We start from the raw sequence: 17,283 nt of genomic DNA, 5'->3' as shown, positions 1-17,283 counted from the left end.
CAGGTGGCGTCGTTCCACATGGTGGCGCGGTCCCGGCGGGTGTAGGCGGGCCACCGCGGCGTGCCGGGCGCGTTCGGGTGCCCGGGGTGTGGGCGAAACCAGCCCACCCTGCGCTCATGTGCCGTGCGGTCGCCAGTTGCCCCGGCAGGGAGTCCTGGCTCAGGGTGTCGAACTTGAATGGGATGTCGGAGGCGTGCGGTGAGCCGAGCGGGAAGTCGGTACCGAATACCAGGGTCGGGTCGGGTAGGCGAGTTGGTGGCTCACCGGCCGGGCTGACGTCGCCCATACCGCGTTCCGGTCAGGGGGATACGCAGGACTGTGGTCCACTCGTATGACTGCGGCTGACGCTTGAGGGACACCAGTGCCACCTCTGTGATAGTCGCCGCAATGCTCGCCGCAGCTCTGATGCGTTCGACGGCCGCAACGGTATTTGCAGCGGGGATATCACTCGAATTGCAGTAGGCGATAGCGACGTGCGCATGGAAGAAAGTGTCCTTGACTTGCGCGGACGGGAAGGCCGACAATGTCGCGACGCGTAGCTCTTCTCGGAGGTCCCGGATTGGCCGATCCGGGTATGCTGTAAATCCGATCGCTCCGGGCGTACCGCCCAGCGCTCCGATCGTGATGTCGAACGGCGCGATTTCCCGGCATCCGCGAGAGGCAGCGGCTTCGATTCTATTCAAATCCGATCCGCTAACCTCGTCTTGAAATCCGATCCGGTCTAGCGTGAGGTGCAGGTCGCTAGACGGCGTCAGATCGTAGTACGGAGACGAAATCGCCGCCTGAGCGCGAACAGCCAGGTCATGCAGGCCCGCAAAATCATCGAACGTCAAGTACCAGTAATAAGCGGGACGCCCGACAGGACGTGCCCAATGGTTTGTCAGAATCTGAATCTTCCGAAACTTTTCAAACTCCTCCTCGATAATCTTCACCTCATACCCATCCACTATATTCGAGTCGGTCATAAAACGGCCTTCATCGCGGCAGCGGCGTCACGAATCGATTCGACCTGCCTACATTCACCCCACCGCTCAGACGCGTCGCGAATGAGCTCCGATACACGCTGCTGAACCGAAATAATCGGACGGCAGCCGGGGACGCCGAGTGCTTCGGTGGCAACTTCCGCGGCACGGTCCAGGTCAGGGCTGCCTGACCGCACGTACGAGGAAGCCAAATCGATCAAGACAAGCGAACGGCTCCACGGCGAGCTGGACTTGGCGATGTCGGGCAGCGCTAGGTCGACGTAGCTTTGAACTTGCTCAGGAAGCCCGAGCGCCACATAGGCGGTGGCCGCGTTGCCCGCGGTTTGAGCAGCGCTGTAGCACTCCAACGCGATGCTGGATGGAACCCCGACGGGCACGTCGTTCTGTGCCATCAGTTCGTAAGCCTCACCGACTGCCCGACGGACTCCCTCGGCATCTTGGAGCTTTCCCATTGCTCTTGCCGCTCCGTTGATGGTCAACCGCACGCTTTGTGGACCGCCCTGAGCGAAGGTAAGGCCATACTGCGCTAGACGCAATGCTTCCCGATAATCCTGGGCATAATATTCACAAAAACTCTGCAGCCCGCACGCCCATGCCTGAAGGTTAGTGTCATCCGCGAACTCGCCGAGCTGAAATGCTTCGAGACAGTAGGCCCGAGCCAACGGGAACGCACCTCGGCCAACGGCAATGTAGCCGAGTAGGCCAGCCGTGGCCGCCGCGGTCATATAAAGCTGTTTCCGCTGCCTCGGGTGGCCACATTCGTCGAGAAGCGTTTCGATCCACAACCGCTGCTTTACAAGAACCGGGTTGAGACTGCCGTGGTCTAGGCACTCATATTGTGCCAACGTGTGACGCAGGTTTCCCTGCAGGTACTCGACCAGCATCGGATCTACCGCCCGATTCAGTTTTTGAATACGACCCAGGACGTCGATTACATCCTCGCCAGGATACGGCGGGTCGTCGATCTTCAGATCGCATCCCGAGTCGCCGACGGCAGTGTGCGCGGAGCTGCCCGCTTCGACATTTGGCGCATCGAACGGCTTCGCCGCCGAGGGCATCGGCCGAGTCACGAAGAATCCGAGCGAAGCATCAGCCGTGACGGCCAGGACTACACGGAACGCCTCACGGTACAGGCCTTGAGGCCAGCGATAATCACCGCGTTCCAGCTTGCCGACATAGTCGGCGTCGATTGCGCTTCTACGCCCGTGAGTCCGCCAGAGGTATTCGTTTACAGCCTCGGCAAGTTCGCGTCGAGACATCGGCCGACCCGAGCCAGACGGCGCTGGGAGACGGAGCCGGGCCTGACGCAGTAGTTCATTCGCCGGCCGCTTGTTCACGGACGCGGAGTTGAGGTGGTGTCCCGCGGTGACCAGGGCAGCCTTGTCCTGCCCGGCTTCGTGCTCGGCCGCCATCGCCAGGGCACCTCCCTCCGACGTGCTCAGACATGGGTCCAGCTAATGGACGATGCCCGGACGGAACTGATCACTCAGCATGGCAGTACGCATGATGGCCTTCAAGCAACTACGCCATGCGTGGCTGCCGTCACGTTTCTGCCCGTGCACACGACTCCTGCGCGGAAACGCCACAAACGACGCCCGCCAGCAGCAGTGGCAATGCATTCAACCATTCACAAAACGCGAATAGCTGCAGGTCAGAGACCTCCTCCTGGTAAGTCTCCGGTCTCGTCGCCTGCCAAACCGGGGTTCCGCCCATCGGTGCCGGCGGCGATCGTAATCGCACGAGAATCGCGATGCCACAGCTCGGCATGCATCTCCTCTCCCGGAAGGCAAGACAACTTCGTTCTGGAGGTGAATCGGTGTGCTGGCGGTAACGGCGACAAGCGCTCTCCTGGTGGGATTTCTGGCCGGTCTGATCAGCTTCAAGGTCAAGAGCCGGTGGTGTCCGCACTGCGGCGCGATGACCACAGCCGACGTACCCGTCCGCCCTTCCCCGCCCCGCCCGGCGAGTACGCCGGACTGGTCGGCGCACCCGACGCAGTGCTACCAGCAGGTCGGGCGGGCCGGGGCGCTCACACCGGCTCAGCGGCGCCGTGCGAATGGCGGCCGATGATGCTGGTCCCGAGGACACGACATCAACCCGGCCGTCCGTCGTGGGATTGTCTGGCCTGCGGCGCGCCGTGGCCGTGCGCGCCGGGCAAGGTGGAGCTGGCCGAACAGGGCACGGTGCATCGCCGATCGCTGCGGCTCTACCTGGAGTCCTGCGTGATCGACATGATCGACGACCGCGCCGGCGGGCATCGCACCAGCCTCCGTGACAGCGCGATCTACGAGCGCATCCTCGGCTGGCTCGACCCTTCCCCGCTGACTTCGGACGACGCGACGGCGCCCCGATGACCGCGGTGACGCCGCCTGACGCGCAAGGCGGAAACCGGCGCGAAGCAGCGAACACTCGGTACGACCGTGTGCTGGACGACAAGGTCCCGAACACGGCGCGCGTCTACAACTGCTGGCTCGGTGGCAAGGACAACTTCGCCGCCGACCGGGTTCTCGCGCAGCGCGTCATCGACGCCGCGCCGGACATGCGGTGGATGGTGCACGCCGGTCGGCAGTGGATGCTGCGGGTCGTCGACTTTCTGGCGCGCGAAGGGATTCGCCAGTTCCTGGACCTCGGCGTCGGCTTGCCACACGCGCCCAATCTCCACGAACAGGTGCAACAGATCGCCCCGGAAAGCCGGATCGTTCATGTCGACAACGACCCGCTCGTCATCGCCCACGCCAGAGCCCTGCTGATCAGTGACCCGTCGGGGTACTGCGGTGTGGTCGACGCCGACATCCGCGCCATCGACGAGGTTCTGACCAGCAGAGAAGTCGCCACTATTGACCTCGCCGAGCCGGTGGGAATCGTGTGCTCGTCAGTTCTGATGCTGCTCACCGACCGGGACGACCCGTGGGGCATCGTCGGCCGGCTCCGAGAGTGGGCGCCGCCGGGGAGCTATCTGGCCATCAGCCATCCCACCGCCGATCACGACAGTGCGGCCGCTGCCGTCGAGGCCATCACCGGCGACGCCGGAATCATCTTCACCCCGCGTACGTACGACCAGGTCCGTGCCCTGTTCGGTGACTGGCAGGTGGTCAGCCCCGGCGTGGTCCCGACCGCGGCTTGGTGTCCCGACCGGCCCACCGACAGCTCACCGGCCGGCTACGACTGGGCCGGCGTTGCCCGTAACCCAGATTGCAGAACGAGCCAGGCATCCGCTGGAGAGCGACGGTGATCGAGGCACGGTTCGTGCCACTTCGCAAGTTCGCTCCAGCGGACACGCCAACAAACGTGATCGCCCGCCAGCAGGGGTCGTTGACCGGGATCCGCTACGGTCGTGAAGGTGCCCGACTTGAGTGAACTGAGGTAGAAAGGCCCAGCTGGTTGGCGCAGCAGGGCGGGCATGACCGCTTCCGAAGATCGTCCAGATTCCTGAGCCACGATGATCTTTCTGAAGTGAGTCATGCCCCGCGTTGCCTCTTGGACTGTCAGGAGCCGGGTCGCTCGTCAGTAGATCCGCCTGGTCCAGGCGGTGTTCGGCGGGAGCCCTCCGATTGTCCTGTCGCAGGCGCTGGTGACGTAGGCGGCCCAGTCGACGAACCAGCCGGCGGGTGGGCGCTCGACGTGCTCGCCTGCCATCACCGGCTGCTGCTCGAATACTTCCCCGGCCTGGAGCTTGCGGGCGTGTCCTCCCGCTATTCACCAGGGCTGGTGCGGCGGATCGATCTGCGCCCCAGGCATTGCTTGCTCTGGCTGCGACAACGCCGTCACTGGCGGACGCGGCCGGAGCGCTCGCCATCGCCGTACCGCAGTTGCCCGCAGCTGACACCGCACCGGTCTCGCTGGCCGTGGCGTACAGGATGGCGGTCCGGTACGGGGTCTGGACCGGGGATTTTCCCGCCGACACGACCAGACTCGTCCTCGACGTGTATCTGCTCCGGAATCGTCGTCACGGCCTGAGGTTGCCGGCCCACGCGCGAAAGACGCTTCAGGCGATCCTGGCCGCGGCACTTCCGGAAGTACGGGCGTCGCTCAACCATCTGGCCGCGTCCCCGGACACCTCGTATGCCATCGAGCCGCCGTCCCTGATGCGTAAACTGCAGGCCAGCGACGCCGCCCTGCAGTGAACGACTGGTCCTCGCCAAATCCAGGTTGGTGTCCCATCGACGGCGTACGAATCCGGTGGGGGTCCCTGCGCAGTCACAGGTGCACGGACGGCGCTGCCGCTTGTGTCGGCAGAGCCGTCAGCAGTCGCCTAGGTAAACCTTGACCATGCGCGGCGTGACTTTGCGGCCGGTTTCGTAGTCACTGCCGGTGACCTTGAGGCGCTTGGAGCGAGCGATGACCTTGTAGCGGGTCTTGGAGACGCACGCCGAATACCACGCCTTGCCGGCATCGTGGTGGACCTCGAGGTCGTCGAAGGTCACGGTGCCACGCCCCGGTACAGCGACCTTGAAGATCATCGAACGAGCCACATTCGGCAGAGCGGCGAGTGAGATGAAGTACCCCAGGGTTCCGTTCTTACAGCGAGAGTCCCCGATATCGGGTGGCGTCAGGTACAACTCCCGTTCGATCGCGGCGGGCCGGACCTCAGCGGCCCCGCGCTTGATCGTGCTCGTATCGGACGCGGCGGTAGCACGGGTGTCGAACTGAGCTTGTGCAGGGGCGGCGGCACCGACAAACCCCGCTCCGACCACAGCTGCCGTCGCGACGGCGACGAGAACGTACCCCATGTGATCCTCTGAATCCTCGTTAGGCGCTGCGGACTGACCCACAACTGATCGGGGGGTCCCGGTCTCACTTGAGATCCGTTCACCATTTCTCGGGTCAGACCAAGTACGGGCCCCTCCCCGAGCGCGCGGCGGCCGGTGTTCAGTCCGACGGGGACCAGGGACCCGGCCGGGTTGATCACAGCGCCGCTCGCAGACGTGACCACTCAAGCCCGGAAGGCCCTGCCTTGTCGGCCCACCGGAGCCCCCGGGCAACCTCATGCGCGGCCTCGTTCACCGTCACGGTGGTTAGGCAGGCACCGACCGGGCAGCGCTGGCGCCGGGCCAGGAGCGGCCGTCACGTCGAGAGGGCGCTCCCGCTCTCCACTGATCGCGTCACCCGACCGAAACTTCCGGCCATGATCCCAGTCGAACATCGGGTTACGCCGGTGGAACGTATTGGGATCAAGCCGATCATCCGCATGCCCACCCCGTGAGCAGACATTGATATTCATCGAATATTAACCCTAGCCTTCGGTCGAAGTTCCGGATGTTCACCGAAACTTCCGGACCGATCTTCGTTCGGAGGAGGACCGCAGCATGTCCGAATTCGCCCTACTCGGGGCCGAACTTCTGGCCGTCACCGTGCTGGTGTTCGGGCTCTACTTCCCGCGGCACCGGCGCCGCGACCTGGTGGTGGCCTACTTCGCCGTCAACATCGGGGTCCTCGCCGTGGCCGACGCGCTGCGCACCAGCGGCGCCGGGGCGGGCCTCGGGCTGGGGTTCGCGTTGTTCGGCGTGCTGTCCATCATCCGGCTACGGTCCACCGAACTGGACCAGCACGAGGTCGCCTACTTCTTCTCCGCACTCGCGCTGGGCCTGCTGGGCGCCCTGGAGACCACCTCCATCTGGCGCAACATCGCGCTGATGGCCCTGATCCTCGTGGTGCTGGCGCTCGTCGACAACCGGTGGGTGCTGGGCCGTTACCGTCAGCAGATCATCGTCCTCGACACGATCGTGACCGATGAGGACGAGCTGATCCGCCGGCTCGAGGACCTGCTCGGCGCCAAGGTCTACTCCGGCCGGCTGCTGCGGGTCGACCTGATCAACGACTCCACCGTGGTCGACGTCCGCTACGCCGGCCGGCCCGGCAAGCTGATCGCCCCGGTCAGCCCGCCGACCTACGCGAGGCAGCGATGACCGCGGACGTCGCGTTCGACACGCTCGGCGCGTTACCCGCGGTCAGCCTGGCCGAGATGGATCAGCGGGCCGCCCTGCAGTGCCGGTTCGACCGCAAGTACCTCCTGCCGGCCGGCGACGCGCGCCGCCTGCTCGCCGAGCTCGCGCCGGCAGCCCGGGTCCTGGAGATCGACGGGATCCGGCACTTCACCTACGAATCGCTCTACTTCGACACCCCCGACCTGGTCAGCTATCTGCGCACCGCGTACCGCCACCGGCGCCGTTTCAAGATCAGAACCCGGACGTACGTGGACTCCGGCTCCTGCTGGCTGGAGGCGAAGGTGCCGGGACCGCGCGGCAGCACCGTCAAGTACCGGGCGCCGCACGTGCCCGGACAGCCGCACCCGACCGACGCCGGGCTCGCCTTCCTCGACGACGTCTTCGCCCGGCACGGCCTGCCGCCCACCGACCGCGCCGGCCTCACCCCCACCCTGCGCACCGCCTATCTGCGGTTCGCCCTGCTCATGCCAGGCGACAGCCGGGTCACCGTGGACACCGGCCTGCGCTGGATCGCCGACGGCCGCGAGCTGCGGCTGCCCGGCGTCGCGATCGTGGAGACGAAAACCGGCACGACCGCCGCCGAGGCCGACCGCCGGCTGTGGCGCCACGGCCACCGTCCCGTCGCCATCTCCAAGTACGCCACCGGTCTCGCCGCGCTCCGCGCCGACCTGCCGGCGGCGCCGTGGCGCCGGGTCCTTCGACAGCACTTCACCCTCAGCAGAGAGGACCTGCTCCATGGGTAGGCACACGATCCGGACCGTCACCCTGGCCATCCTGGCGATGCTGCTCACCACGACCGGCGTCCCCGCCACCGCGGCCGCCGACGAGCTCGCCGGGGACATCACGTTCTCGGTGCCCAGCGGCACCTTCCAGGGCTCGGTATCGGTGGCGCTGGGCACCGCGATCACCGGTGCCGACATCCACTACACCACTGACGGCACCCGGCCGGCGGCCGCCTCACCGCTCTACCCCGGCCGGCCGCTGACCCTGACCGGCACCACCCAACTGCGGGCACAGGCCTTCCTCAACGGTACGGCCACCGGCACCCCGGGCACCGCGCTCTACGTGGCTCGCGCCGTGGACACCCAGCACGACCTGCCGCTGCTGCTGATCGACAACTACGGCAAGGGCAAACCGGGCCGTGACTCCATGGACGCCGCCGCGATGGTCTTCGACACCACAGCCGGCCGGACCTCGTTGTCCGCCGCACCGGCCGTCGCCACCCGCACCGGCATCCACCTGCGCGGCCAGTCGTCGGCCATGTTCGACAAGGCGCCCTACCGGCTGGAGTTCCGCGACGACACCGACGACGACGCCGACCACCCGGTGCTCGGCATGCCGGCCGACTCCGACTGGGTGCTGCGCGGGCCGTTCAGTGACAAGTCGCTGATCCGCGAGGCCCTGATCTACGACCTCGGCCGGGAGATGGGCCTGGCGACACCGCGCTACCGCTTCGTCGAGCTCTACCTGAACACCGACGCCACGCCGGTGGCGGCCGCCGACTACCAGGGCGTCTACATGCTGGTCGAGACGATCAAGAACAGCAAGGACCGGCTCGACCTCAAGCAGCTCGATGAGGACGACACCACACTGCCGAAGATCGCCGGCGGCTACATCTTCAAATTCGAATGGCTGGCCGCCGAGGAACCCACGCTCACCTGCACCGGCGCCGCCGCGACCTGCTGGAACTTCCTCGAAGTCGAGGACCCGTCCCCGCTGAACACCCCGCAGCGCGCCTGGCTGACGCAGTACCTCCAGCAGTTCCACGACATGCTGCACAGCCCGCGGCTCACCGACCCGCAGACCGGCTACCGCACCTGGATCAACGTCGGCTCCTGGGCCGACCTGATCATTCTCAACGAACTCAGCCGGGAGATGGACTCCTACCTGCGCAGCACCTACTTCTACAAGGACCGGGAAGGCCCGATCGTGGCCGGCCCGCTGTGGGACTACGACCTGACCTTCGGTGTCGGCGGCTACTTCGCCAACGAGCAGACCGCCGGCTGGCAGTACCAGCAGACCCGCAGCCCGCAGGCCAACGACTGGTTCCAGATCCTGCTCGCCGACCCGGCGTTCCAGAACGACCTCAAGACCCGGTGGCAGTCGCTGCGCCGCGGCCTGCTCTCCACCACCTCGCTGACCAGCCGGGTGGACGCGCTGGCCGCACCGCTGACCGCCGCCGCACAACGCAACTTCCAGCGCTGGCCGAACCTGGGCAGCCGGATGGTCGGGCCGTTCATCACCGACACCACGCCGACCTGGGCCGGTCAGGTACAGGTGATGCGCACCTGGATGACCCAGCGCGCGGCCTGGCTGGACGGCGCGTCGGCGTGGGGCGGCGCCACCTCACCGTCGACACCCCCGTCCCCGTCTGTGCCGCCCGCGGGTGCGTGCACCGCGACGTGGACCCAGGTCGGGCAGTGGACCGGCGGCTTCCAGGGCGAGGTCCGGGTGACCGCCGGAACGAGGCGGATCAACGGCTGGACCGTCACGCTGACGTTCGCGAACGGTCAGCGGGTCAGCCAGCTCTGGAACGGCACGATGAGTGCCGCCGATTCGACGGTGACCGTCCGCAACGCCGCCCACAACGGCGCCCTGGACGCCGGAGCGAACACGACCTTCGGCCTGCTCGGCTCCTGGAGCGGTAGCAACACCCCACCAGCGGTCACGTGCACCGCTGTCACCGTCGGCTGATCACGGCGACCAGGCCGCGTCGGCTACCCGCCCCCTCGTGGTCCGCCCGCAGCGGGGCACCCTGCCCTGGTGCCCCGCTGCTGGGACGGCGACCACAGGGTGTGCTGGTCGGTTTTTGCCCGGAGTTTCGGCGCGACGCGACAGGTGGGGAGGTCATCGATTCGGCAGCCAGCCGGCCAGGGCCTGCAGCGCCGCAGCCGCGATGCCGTGGCCGACCGGGTCACGCCGCGCGGTCACCGACGCCCCGGACTCGTCGTTCAGATAGTTCCAGGTCCGGTCCAGCAGCTCCCGCGGGATGACGGTGTCGTGGTCGCCCTGCGCGACCAGGACCGGCACCCCGGTGAGGCGGCCCGCGGTGGCCGGCACGCCCGCGTCGAACGGCAGGGTCCCGTAAAGGATCGCGGCGCCCGCATAGCGGTCCGGGTCGTCGAGCAGCAGGCCACCGGCGAACGCCGCTCCCCCGCTGAAGCCGATCAGCACCACCGGGCGTCCGGGCTTGGCAACCTCGTCGAGCCAGCCGCGGAACCAGTCCATCGTGGTGCGCAGCGACTCGGCGACCGGGCGGCCGATCCCCCGGTTGGCGAACCACGCATAACCGCCGCCCTCGGCGATCGGCGCGCGCACCGCCGCATAGGCGGGACCGTCCGGAAGGTGCTCGGCCAGACCGATGATCTCCCGCTCGTGGGAGCCACGACCGTGCAGCAGGACCACCAGCGGCGCGTCCGGATCGGTCGAGCCCGCGGTGGCGACGACCGGCGCGGCGCTCACGCGATGCTCCCGGCGGCCACGACCATGCCGAACATCTTGGTGTAGTGGAGCCGGACGGAACCGATGCCCATGGCCGACACCTCTTTCTTGACGAGTCAAATATCTCTCGCCCACCAAGCTAGGATCCAATAGTTGTAGCGTCAATCATTCGCCACGGTGGTGCGTGCCACCCCGTCACTCTCGGAGCCGACAACGCTCTGCCGGTGACGCCGGGCTTCGCGTGCGACGCTGGGCGGCGTGGGCGCGGCGCGCGTGGTGCCGTGCCGGTTGCTGGAGGAGGAGCTGCGGTGGAGTTCACGCGGCTGGGCCGGACCGGGCTGAAGGTGAGCCGTATCGGCCTGGGGTGCATGAGCTACGGCCAGGCCGCAGCCGGCATGCATCAGTGGACCTTGGACGAGGAGGCCGCAGCGCCGTTCTTCCGGCAGGCCGCCGAGCTGGGCGTGACGTTCTGGGACACCGCGAACGTCTACCAGGGCGGCACCTCGGAGGAGTTCGTCGGCCGGGCGATCACCCGATTCTCCCGGCGTGAGGAGATCGTGCTGGCCACCAAGGTCAGCGGGAGGATGCACGACGGCCCCGGCGGCAGCGGCCTGTCCCGCAAGGCCATCCTGGAACAGGCCGACGCATCGCTGCGCCGGCTGGGCACCGACTACATCGACGTCTACTACATCCACCGGTTCGACCCGGAGACCCCGGTCGAGGAGACCATGCAGGCCCTCGACGACCTGGTCCGGGCCGGCAAGGTGCGCTATCTGGGCGCGTCATCGATGTGGGCCTGGCAGTTCGCGAAGGCACAACACGCCGCCGTGGTGAACGGGTGGACGACGTTCTCGGCGATGCAGGATCAGTACAACGTGCTCAAACGCGAGGAAGAACGGGACATGATCCCCATGTGCCTCGATCAGGGCGTCGGCCTGACCCCGTACTCACCGCTGGCCAAAGGCCGGGCGACGCGGCCGTGGGGTCAGCAGACGACCAGATCGTCGTCGGACAACGTGGCCAAGGCGTTCGACCGCGACGTCGACGAGCCGGTGGTGCACGCGATCCAGAAGATCGCCGAGGCGCGCGGCGTCGCGATGGCCCAGGTGGCACTGGCCTGGGTGCTGTCCAAACCGGTCGTGTCCTGCCCGATCGTGGGCGCCACCAAGCCGCACCACCTGCAGGACGCCGTCGCTGCTCTCCAGCTGCGTCTGACCGAGGACGAGACCGCCGAACTGGAGACTCCCTACCTGCCGCAGGACAACTACTGGTGGTGATCACCGCTCTCGACGCTGTCCACGCTCGGGCCGGCTGATTGCCTGATCGGCGTGTTCTGAGCGGCCGCCAGCCACCACCGGCCTTCGCGTTCGACGAGCACGTAGAGGGCCATCTCGGAGAAGCCGCCCGCCGTGAGCGCCTGCCGGCGGATATGCGTCACCACCACTCCGGGCGCGGGCGCCAGAACCGACACCACCTCGAACCGCGAGGCCGGCACAACAGGCGCGGCCGGCGCAGTACCCTGGCCCATCAACCGATGGTGGATCGCGTTCAACTCCGGAAAACCCGCCAGCGTGGCCCCGTACGGGCTGCCCCAGAGGATGTCGGCGGCGAACCAGGCGTCGTAGACGTCGGCGTCCAACGCATCCCCGCCTCGTTGCAGCTGCGCCGCCAGTTCCGCGGCGACGTTGTCCGCAGTCGTACGCGCCGCCGGATCGTCCAGCATCACCCGTTGCGTGATCTCATCAGTGTCAGACATGCCAGGGACGCTACGAACTCAACCGAACTTGAGGTCAAGACGCCCTGGAAGATCGGATCGACCGGGCGCAGTCGCGCTGGCTCAGGGTGCGTCGAGTGCGGCCAGTTGTGCGCTGGTCAGCCGGTCGCGGTTCGCGGCTACGAGGATCAGGCCGTCCGCGTCCGTACGGAGGGTGAGGGGGCCGGTGACGGCCGGGTTCTCGGCAGCGAATCGGATCGCCTGACGCAGCCGGTCGGCGGGCCATCGCAACGCCCGGGCGAGCGGGCGCGGCGCCAGCGGGCGACCGGCGCAGGCCAGGGCCGCCGCGACCGTCACCGCGTCGGCGGCGACCTGGGCCGCTCCGGTCACGTGGCCGTTCAGGTCGGCGAAGAACACGGCGAGCCGGTGCAACCGGACCCCGGCGGGGCTGTCGCGTCCGAGCAGTTCGGATCCCTGGCGGGCGGTCTCGGCCCACATCGTGTTGGTTCGGATGGTGTCGGCCAGCGTGCCCAGCCACATGCCGTCGTCGACCACGTAGTGCTCCCGGCGGTGCCCGGCCGGACGCTCCCGGCGGATCATCGCGAGGGTCTCCAGGTAGCCGACTGCCCGGGACACCGCCGCCCGCGAGACCCGCAGCCGTTCGGCGAGTTGCGCAGCGGTCGCCGTGGCGGTGTCGGTGACCATCAGACGGACCAGGACACGAGCCGCCATCGACGGCAACCCGGTACGCACCATCACCTGCACGAAGTCGTCCGCGAAAGCGTCCGCGGCCCCCGAATCCGCCTCCGCTGGGGCGCTCGTTTCGGCTGGTGAGCGGTGTGCCCGCCAGTCGGTGGCGTGCTGGGCGTGGTCGGCCCGGTACTGCGCCGCTCCCCCGTTGCGGCTGACCTCCCGGCTGACCGTGGACGCCGGCCGGTTCAACTGCCGTCCGATCGCGGCGAATCCCGTACCGGCGGAAAGGGCCTTTTCGATCTGTCGTCGTTCCCCGGGCGTCAGCCTGCTCCCTGGCATCGGTCCACTGTGTCGTGCACCCGGCACCTTTGCAACCGTTGGGACCACAGTCGTGCATTAACGCGCAGGTCATTGCAAAGATGCCCAGTAAAACGCTTGATATGGCTCCTGATTCCGACGTGAGCCGTTGCGGGGTGCGGAAACGAAAACCTACGTTCGACGCATCGACACATCGGCATGAGGAGACATCGTGATCGAGACGAAGAACGCGCCGTTCGACACCGCCCGCTGGCAGCAGCGGTTCGACGAGCTGCGCCGTGCCCACAACGTTCCCGGCGCGGGCCTGGCCGTGGCCGTCGGCTGTCAGGTCCACGAGCTGGCCAGCGGAGTGCTGCATCTCGGGACCGGGGTGGAGGTGACCCCGGACTCGGTGTTCCTGTCCGGATCGATCGCCAAGGTCTACACCGCCACCCTGGTCATGCGCCTGGCCGACGAGGGCAAGCTGGACCTGGACGCGCCGGTGGTGAACGTCCTGCCGGAGTTCGCCACCCCCGATCCCGACGCCACCAAAACCATCACACCCCGGCAGCTGCTGTCGCACACCGGCGGCGTGACCACCGACTTCAACTTCGACGGCGGCCGCGGTGACGACTGCCTCGCCAACTACGTCACCGCCGCCCGCGAGGTGGCCCTGGACTGCCCGCCCGGCACCGCCGTCTCGTACGGCGGCATCGGTTTCGTCGTCCTCGGCCGTGTCATCGAGAAGATCACCGGCCTCACCTGGGACCAGGCCCTGAAAAACCTGCTGTTCGAGCCGCTCGGCCTGCAACAGTCGATGACCCTGCCGGAAGAGGCGCTCCGGTTCCGCACCGCCATGAGTCACCTCGACGGCGCGCCGGCCCCGGCCTGGGATCTGATGCCCCGTTCGGCCGGCCCGGCCGGACGGGTCATCGTCACCGCCGGTGACATGGCCCGCTTCGCACGCATGCACCTCGACGGCGGGGCCGGCATCCTGTCCCCCGCTGCTGTGGCCGCGATGCAGCAGCGTGAGGTCGACGTGCCCGACAAGTGGACGGTCAGCGCCGACGGCTGGGGCCTGGGCTGGACGCTCTACGACTGGAACGGCATCACCGGATTCGGCCACGACGGTGCCGCCGTCGGTCAGTACGCCTACCTGCGTGTCGTACCGCAGGCGAATCTGGCCCTGGTCCTGATGACCAACGGCGGTGGGGCCCGGCTGCTCTACAGCGACCTGTTCCGGGAGCTGCTGGCCGAGCTCGCCGGCGTCACCATGCCGGCACCGTTCGCCCCCGCGCCCGTACCACCGCCGGTGGATCTCACCCCGCTGCTCGGCACCTACCGGCGAGCGGGCGTCGTCATCACCGTCTCCCGCAAGGACGACGGCACACCCCACCTGCGGTACGAGTTCGTGGACGAGATGGCCCACATGTCTCCGCCCCTGGACATGGACCTGCAGCCGGTCACCGGGACGGTCTTCGCGGCCTCCGGGGCGGGGCCGTCGTTCAGCGACGAGTACATGCCCGTCGTGTTCTCCACGCTGACCACCGGCACCAGGGTCTGCTACATCGGCATGCGCGCCGCCCCCAAGTCCGAGAGCCGCTGACGCCGGCGTCCCCGGTTACGCTCCCGAGGCCCCACCACATCGTCGAGTTCGCTGGCGCCACCATGTCATCGAAAGCACCGGTCAGGCCAACCGGAGCACCGCACCGTCATCAGGGATGCAGCAGGCCACGGTGGGCGCGGCTGCGGCGTACGGCGCGCTGACCAGCATGAAGGCGAAGGTCGTGCCGTGCCACGGCTACCTGGAGCACCAGACCTGAACCTCGTAGCCGCTGAGCAGGCGGAGCATGGCGGCGTTGACACCGATGGCGGCGATCGCCTGGAACACGGCCCCGGAGAACAGGGACACCACAGCACCCAGAATGTTGATCGAGCACAGCACGATCGCCAGCACCCGGGCCCAGTTCCGCCCCTGCCAGACCAGCACACCGCAGATCACCTGCGCTGCCGAGAGCGCGAACTGGACGTAGATCAGGACGTAGAGCACGGCCGACACCGACTGGCCGTGATCCGACGAGTCGCTGACGGCTGACATCAGCAGGAACGCGTACAGGAACCCCAGCCCGCCGAACATGGCCAGCAGGACGGCGGCCATGGTGGCCTGACGCGGCCGTACGGGCTGGGCGGGTTCTGGATGGCTCTGGATGCCGGCTTCGTACAACGCGAACGCCCCCTTGCATCGACTCCTGTGTCGAGTGTGTGGGGGCGCGGTCACACCGGTCCATGCCGCACGTGTGCGGCATGGACCGGTGCCGCGCCGCGTGGAATGCTGCGGGCGTGGACAGCGAGCCGAACGGTGACGTGGCCCTGCCGCGGGCGGTCGACCTGCACCAGCAGATCCGGGCCATCACCACCGGCGTGATCCTGCTGTCGCGCGTCGGCGCCCTGGTCATGGTGGGTCTCAGTATCGCGTCGCTGGCCCAGGCTGACGGGTACGCGAACCGCCTGCTCGCCATGGCCACCTACCTCGCGGTCGCCCTGTGGAGCGCGGTGTTCCTGCCTGTGGTCGCGGTGCGTGAATCGATCCCGGGCGGTGTGCTGACCGCTGACATCGCGGTCACCGCCGTCGCCGTGGCGGTCCTGCCGTGGGCACTGCACGACGATGCGTTCGCGACGGTGGCCGTGCCCGACTTCGAACCGGTCGGTGTCTCGGCCGCGGTCACCGTGGCCCTGGCCACCGCCTCCGTGCGCGCCACCACCGCCGGGTGCTTGACGCTGGCAGTGGCATTCGCCCTGGCCCAGTGGCCGGCATCCGACCGCGCCGACGTGGCGTCCACGGCGAACATCATCGGCTGGCAGGTGGTCACCGCCGCGTGCTGCTGTCTGTTCATCCGCCGCCTGCGTGCTCTCGCCGACGCGGTCGACGCGGCCACCGAGCAGGTGGCCGCCGCCCGGGAACGCCTGGCCGTGCGCCGCGGCGAGGCCGAGGAGCGGATGCGCCACTTCCACGAGCAGTTGCGCCGGCACCGGGCACTGCACGACGGCCCGCTGCGCCTGTTGACCGCGATCTCCGGGCCCGGCCCGGCCGGCCATCCCGATCCGCGGGTACGCAGCCAGGCCGCGATCAGTGCCAACGTGCTGCGCGGCACCACCCCGGACCACCCCGACGGCACGCTCACCGAACTGTCCCTGGCCCTCGTCGAGGCCGGCAACGACAGCGCGTTGCAGGGCCTCCGGGTGGAATATCACTTCGCCAACCTGCCCGACGAGTTGCCCGCCCCGGTGGTGCACGCCTTCCGGCATGCGGCCGGTGAGGCCCTCGCGAACGTCGCCGTCCACGCTGGAAGCACCCGGGCGAGGCTGACCGCCCTCACCGACCGGCGGCCTAGCCCCACCGTCACGGTCGCCGTCGTCGACCAGGGCAAGGGCTTCGACCCCGACGCGACGCCACCCGGCTACGGCATCCGGCACTCCATCACCGCGCGGATGCGCGAGGTCGGTGGCACCGCCACCGTGGACAGCTATCCCGGTCAGGGCACCCGCGTCGACCTGCGGTGGCCGGCATGATCCGGGTCGCGGTCGTCGACAACGACAAGCTGGTGCCCGCCGGCCTGCGCGCCGTTCTGGCCGACACCGGCGACATCCAACTCGTGCACACCGCCACCACCGTCTCCGAACACCTCGCCTCCGCACCCCAGGCCGATGTCGTCCTGCTCGACCTGCGGCTCGAGGACGACACCGAGCCGGCCGCCAACGTGACGAAACTTCGCGCTGGCGGCGTACGGGTCCTGGTCTTCTCGGTGCACGGCGAGCGGCGCCACGTGCGCGCCACCGTTCGCGCCGGCGCCAGCGGCTACCTCATCAAAGACGACGACGCCGCCAAACTCGCCGACGCCATCCGCAGCGTCCACGGCGGACAACTGGCACTCACCGCCGAGCTGATGAGCATCATCAACGACGACCCGCCCGAGTTGTCGCCGCAGGAGGCCCGCGCCCTCTACCTGTACGGCACCGGCAGCACCCTCGCCGCCACCGCCCGCCGTATGGGTGTCACCATTCCCACCGTCCGTTCCTACCTCACCCGCATCCGCGCCAAGTGGACCGCCATCGACGAGCCTGTGGACGACGTCCGCACCCTGGTCGACGAATACCCGCCACGCCCGCGCCCACCGCAGTGACCCGGATCGGCCCGGCCGGCTACCAGCGC

General features: G+C 68.1%; 18 protein-coding genes. 10 read left to right on the top strand and 8 right to left on the bottom strand.

What is annotated here, in order from left to right; all coding sequences use genetic code 11:
• Positions 1-260: 260 nt before the first annotated feature.
• Positions 261-932 carry a 2'-5' RNA ligase family protein gene (locus tag AB0E94_RS41590; RefSeq protein WP_360338187.1) on the bottom strand — a complete coding sequence of 224 codons (672 nt, stop codon included), beginning with the start codon at positions 930-932 and terminating at the stop codon, positions 261-263.
• Between the two features lie 29 nt (positions 933-961).
• Positions 962-2,395, bottom strand: coding sequence for a hypothetical protein (locus AB0E94_RS41585; RefSeq protein WP_360338184.1), 1,434 nt, complete (start codon positions 2,393-2,395; stop codon positions 962-964).
• A gap of 654 nt (positions 2,396-3,049) precedes the next feature.
• Between AB0E94_RS41585 and AB0E94_RS41580 the strand changes: the two genes are divergently transcribed.
• Both AB0E94_RS41580 and AB0E94_RS41575 read left to right on the top strand, forming a co-directional pair.
• Positions 3,050-3,337 carry a hypothetical protein gene (locus AB0E94_RS41580; RefSeq protein WP_360338181.1) on the top strand — a complete coding sequence of 96 codons (288 nt, stop codon included), beginning with the start codon at positions 3,050-3,052 and terminating at the stop codon, positions 3,335-3,337.
• Positions 3,338-3,405: 68 nt separating this feature from the next.
• Complete coding sequence (locus AB0E94_RS41575) at positions 3,406-4,215, top strand: SAM-dependent methyltransferase (protein ID WP_360338178.1); 810 nt, start codon at positions 3,406-3,408, stop codon at positions 4,213-4,215.
• A 272-nt stretch (positions 4,216-4,487) separates the two neighbouring features.
• Here AB0E94_RS41575 and AB0E94_RS41570 read toward each other — a convergent pair whose 3' ends face one another.
• Entirely contained in the window at positions 4,488-4,619 is a 132-nt protein-coding gene (locus tag AB0E94_RS41570; RefSeq protein ID WP_360338175.1) for a hypothetical protein, read from the bottom strand.
• A gap of 101 nt (positions 4,620-4,720) precedes the next feature.
• Here AB0E94_RS41570 and AB0E94_RS41565 point away from each other — a divergent pair, with 101 nt between their 5' ends.
• Positions 4,721-5,107, top strand: a complete 387-nt coding sequence (locus AB0E94_RS41565; protein ID WP_360338172.1) for a hypothetical protein — start codon at positions 4,721-4,723, stop codon at positions 5,105-5,107.
• 117 nt (positions 5,108-5,224) lie between these two features.
• Here AB0E94_RS41565 and AB0E94_RS41560 read toward each other — a convergent pair whose 3' ends face one another.
• Positions 5,225-5,713 carry a hypothetical protein gene (locus AB0E94_RS41560; protein ID WP_360338169.1) on the bottom strand — a complete coding sequence of 163 codons (489 nt, stop codon included), beginning with the start codon at positions 5,711-5,713 and terminating at the stop codon, positions 5,225-5,227.
• A 576-nt stretch (positions 5,714-6,289) separates the two neighbouring features.
• On the opposite strand from AB0E94_RS41560, the gene AB0E94_RS41555 reads away from it, so the two are divergent.
• Genes AB0E94_RS41555 through AB0E94_RS41545 form a run of 3 tightly spaced genes read left to right on the top strand, consistent with a single transcriptional unit; the run spans position 6,290 to position 9,622 of the window.
• On the top strand, positions 6,290-6,889 hold the full coding sequence (locus AB0E94_RS41555; protein WP_360338166.1) for a DUF4956 domain-containing protein: 600 nt from the start codon (positions 6,290-6,292) through the stop codon (positions 6,887-6,889).
• Positions 6,886-7,671: a polyphosphate polymerase domain-containing protein gene (locus tag AB0E94_RS41550; protein ID WP_360338163.1), complete on the top strand. Its 786-nt coding sequence runs from the start codon at positions 6,886-6,888 to the stop codon at positions 7,669-7,671. The genes AB0E94_RS41555 and AB0E94_RS41550 overlap by 4 nt, the downstream gene beginning before the upstream one ends.
• Positions 7,664-9,622 (top strand): CotH kinase family protein, encoded by a 1,959-nt coding sequence (locus AB0E94_RS41545; protein WP_360338160.1) that lies wholly within the window; start codon positions 7,664-7,666, stop codon positions 9,620-9,622. Before AB0E94_RS41550 ends, AB0E94_RS41545 begins: the two co-directional genes overlap by 8 nt.
• Before the next feature lie 153 nt (positions 9,623-9,775).
• Here AB0E94_RS41545 and AB0E94_RS41540 read toward each other — a convergent pair whose 3' ends face one another.
• Complete coding sequence (locus AB0E94_RS41540) at positions 9,776-10,390, bottom strand: hypothetical protein (RefSeq protein ID WP_360338157.1); 615 nt, start codon at positions 10,388-10,390, stop codon at positions 9,776-9,778.
• Positions 10,391-10,677: 287 nt separating this feature from the next.
• On the opposite strand from AB0E94_RS41540, the gene AB0E94_RS41535 reads away from it, so the two are divergent.
• Entirely contained in the window at positions 10,678-11,646 is a 969-nt protein-coding gene (locus tag AB0E94_RS41535; protein ID WP_360338154.1) for an aldo/keto reductase, read from the top strand.
• Here AB0E94_RS41535 and AB0E94_RS41530 read toward each other — a convergent pair.
• Together AB0E94_RS41530 and AB0E94_RS41525 are read right to left on the bottom strand one after the other, a co-directional pair.
• Positions 11,634-12,125, bottom strand: a complete 492-nt coding sequence (locus AB0E94_RS41530; protein ID WP_360338151.1) for a DUF4440 domain-containing protein — start codon at positions 12,123-12,125, stop codon at positions 11,634-11,636. The two genes, AB0E94_RS41535 and AB0E94_RS41530, sit on opposite strands and share 13 nt — an antisense overlap.
• Before the next feature lie 81 nt (positions 12,126-12,206).
• Positions 12,207-13,115 (bottom strand): helix-turn-helix domain-containing protein, encoded by a 909-nt coding sequence (locus tag AB0E94_RS41525; protein WP_360338148.1) that lies wholly within the window; start codon positions 13,113-13,115, stop codon positions 12,207-12,209.
• A 190-nt stretch (positions 13,116-13,305) separates the two neighbouring features.
• On the opposite strand from AB0E94_RS41525, the gene AB0E94_RS41520 reads away from it, so the two are divergent.
• Positions 13,306-14,679, top strand: coding sequence for a serine hydrolase domain-containing protein (locus AB0E94_RS41520; protein WP_360338145.1), 1,374 nt, complete (start codon positions 13,306-13,308; stop codon positions 14,677-14,679).
• A gap of 195 nt (positions 14,680-14,874) precedes the next feature.
• Here the strand turns inward: AB0E94_RS41520 and AB0E94_RS41515 are convergent, their stop codons facing one another.
• The gene (locus tag AB0E94_RS41515) at positions 14,875-15,231 is read right to left on the bottom strand and encodes a hypothetical protein (RefSeq protein WP_360338142.1); all 357 of its coding nucleotides are present in this window, start codon (positions 15,229-15,231) and stop codon (positions 14,875-14,877) included.
• Positions 15,232-15,413: 182 nt separating this feature from the next.
• Between AB0E94_RS41515 and AB0E94_RS41510 the strand changes: the two genes are divergently transcribed.
• Both AB0E94_RS41510 and AB0E94_RS41505 read left to right on the top strand, forming a co-directional pair.
• On the top strand, positions 15,414-16,643 hold the full coding sequence (locus tag AB0E94_RS41510; RefSeq protein ID WP_360338139.1) for an ATP-binding protein: 1,230 nt from the start codon (positions 15,414-15,416) through the stop codon (positions 16,641-16,643).
• A complete protein-coding gene (locus tag AB0E94_RS41505) occupies positions 16,640-17,254 on the top strand; it encodes a response regulator transcription factor (protein ID WP_360338136.1) in 615 nt (204 codons plus the stop codon). The genes AB0E94_RS41510 and AB0E94_RS41505 overlap by 4 nt, the downstream gene beginning before the upstream one ends.
• Positions 17,255-17,283 lie beyond the last annotated feature (29 nt).

This window comes from Actinoplanes sp. NPDC026670 (genome assembly GCF_040638175.1).
GTDB lineage: Bacteria > Actinomycetota > Actinomycetes > Mycobacteriales > Micromonosporaceae > Actinoplanes.
Note: the sequence above shows the minus strand (reverse complement) of the source record. Positions and strands in the feature narration are given on the sequence as shown.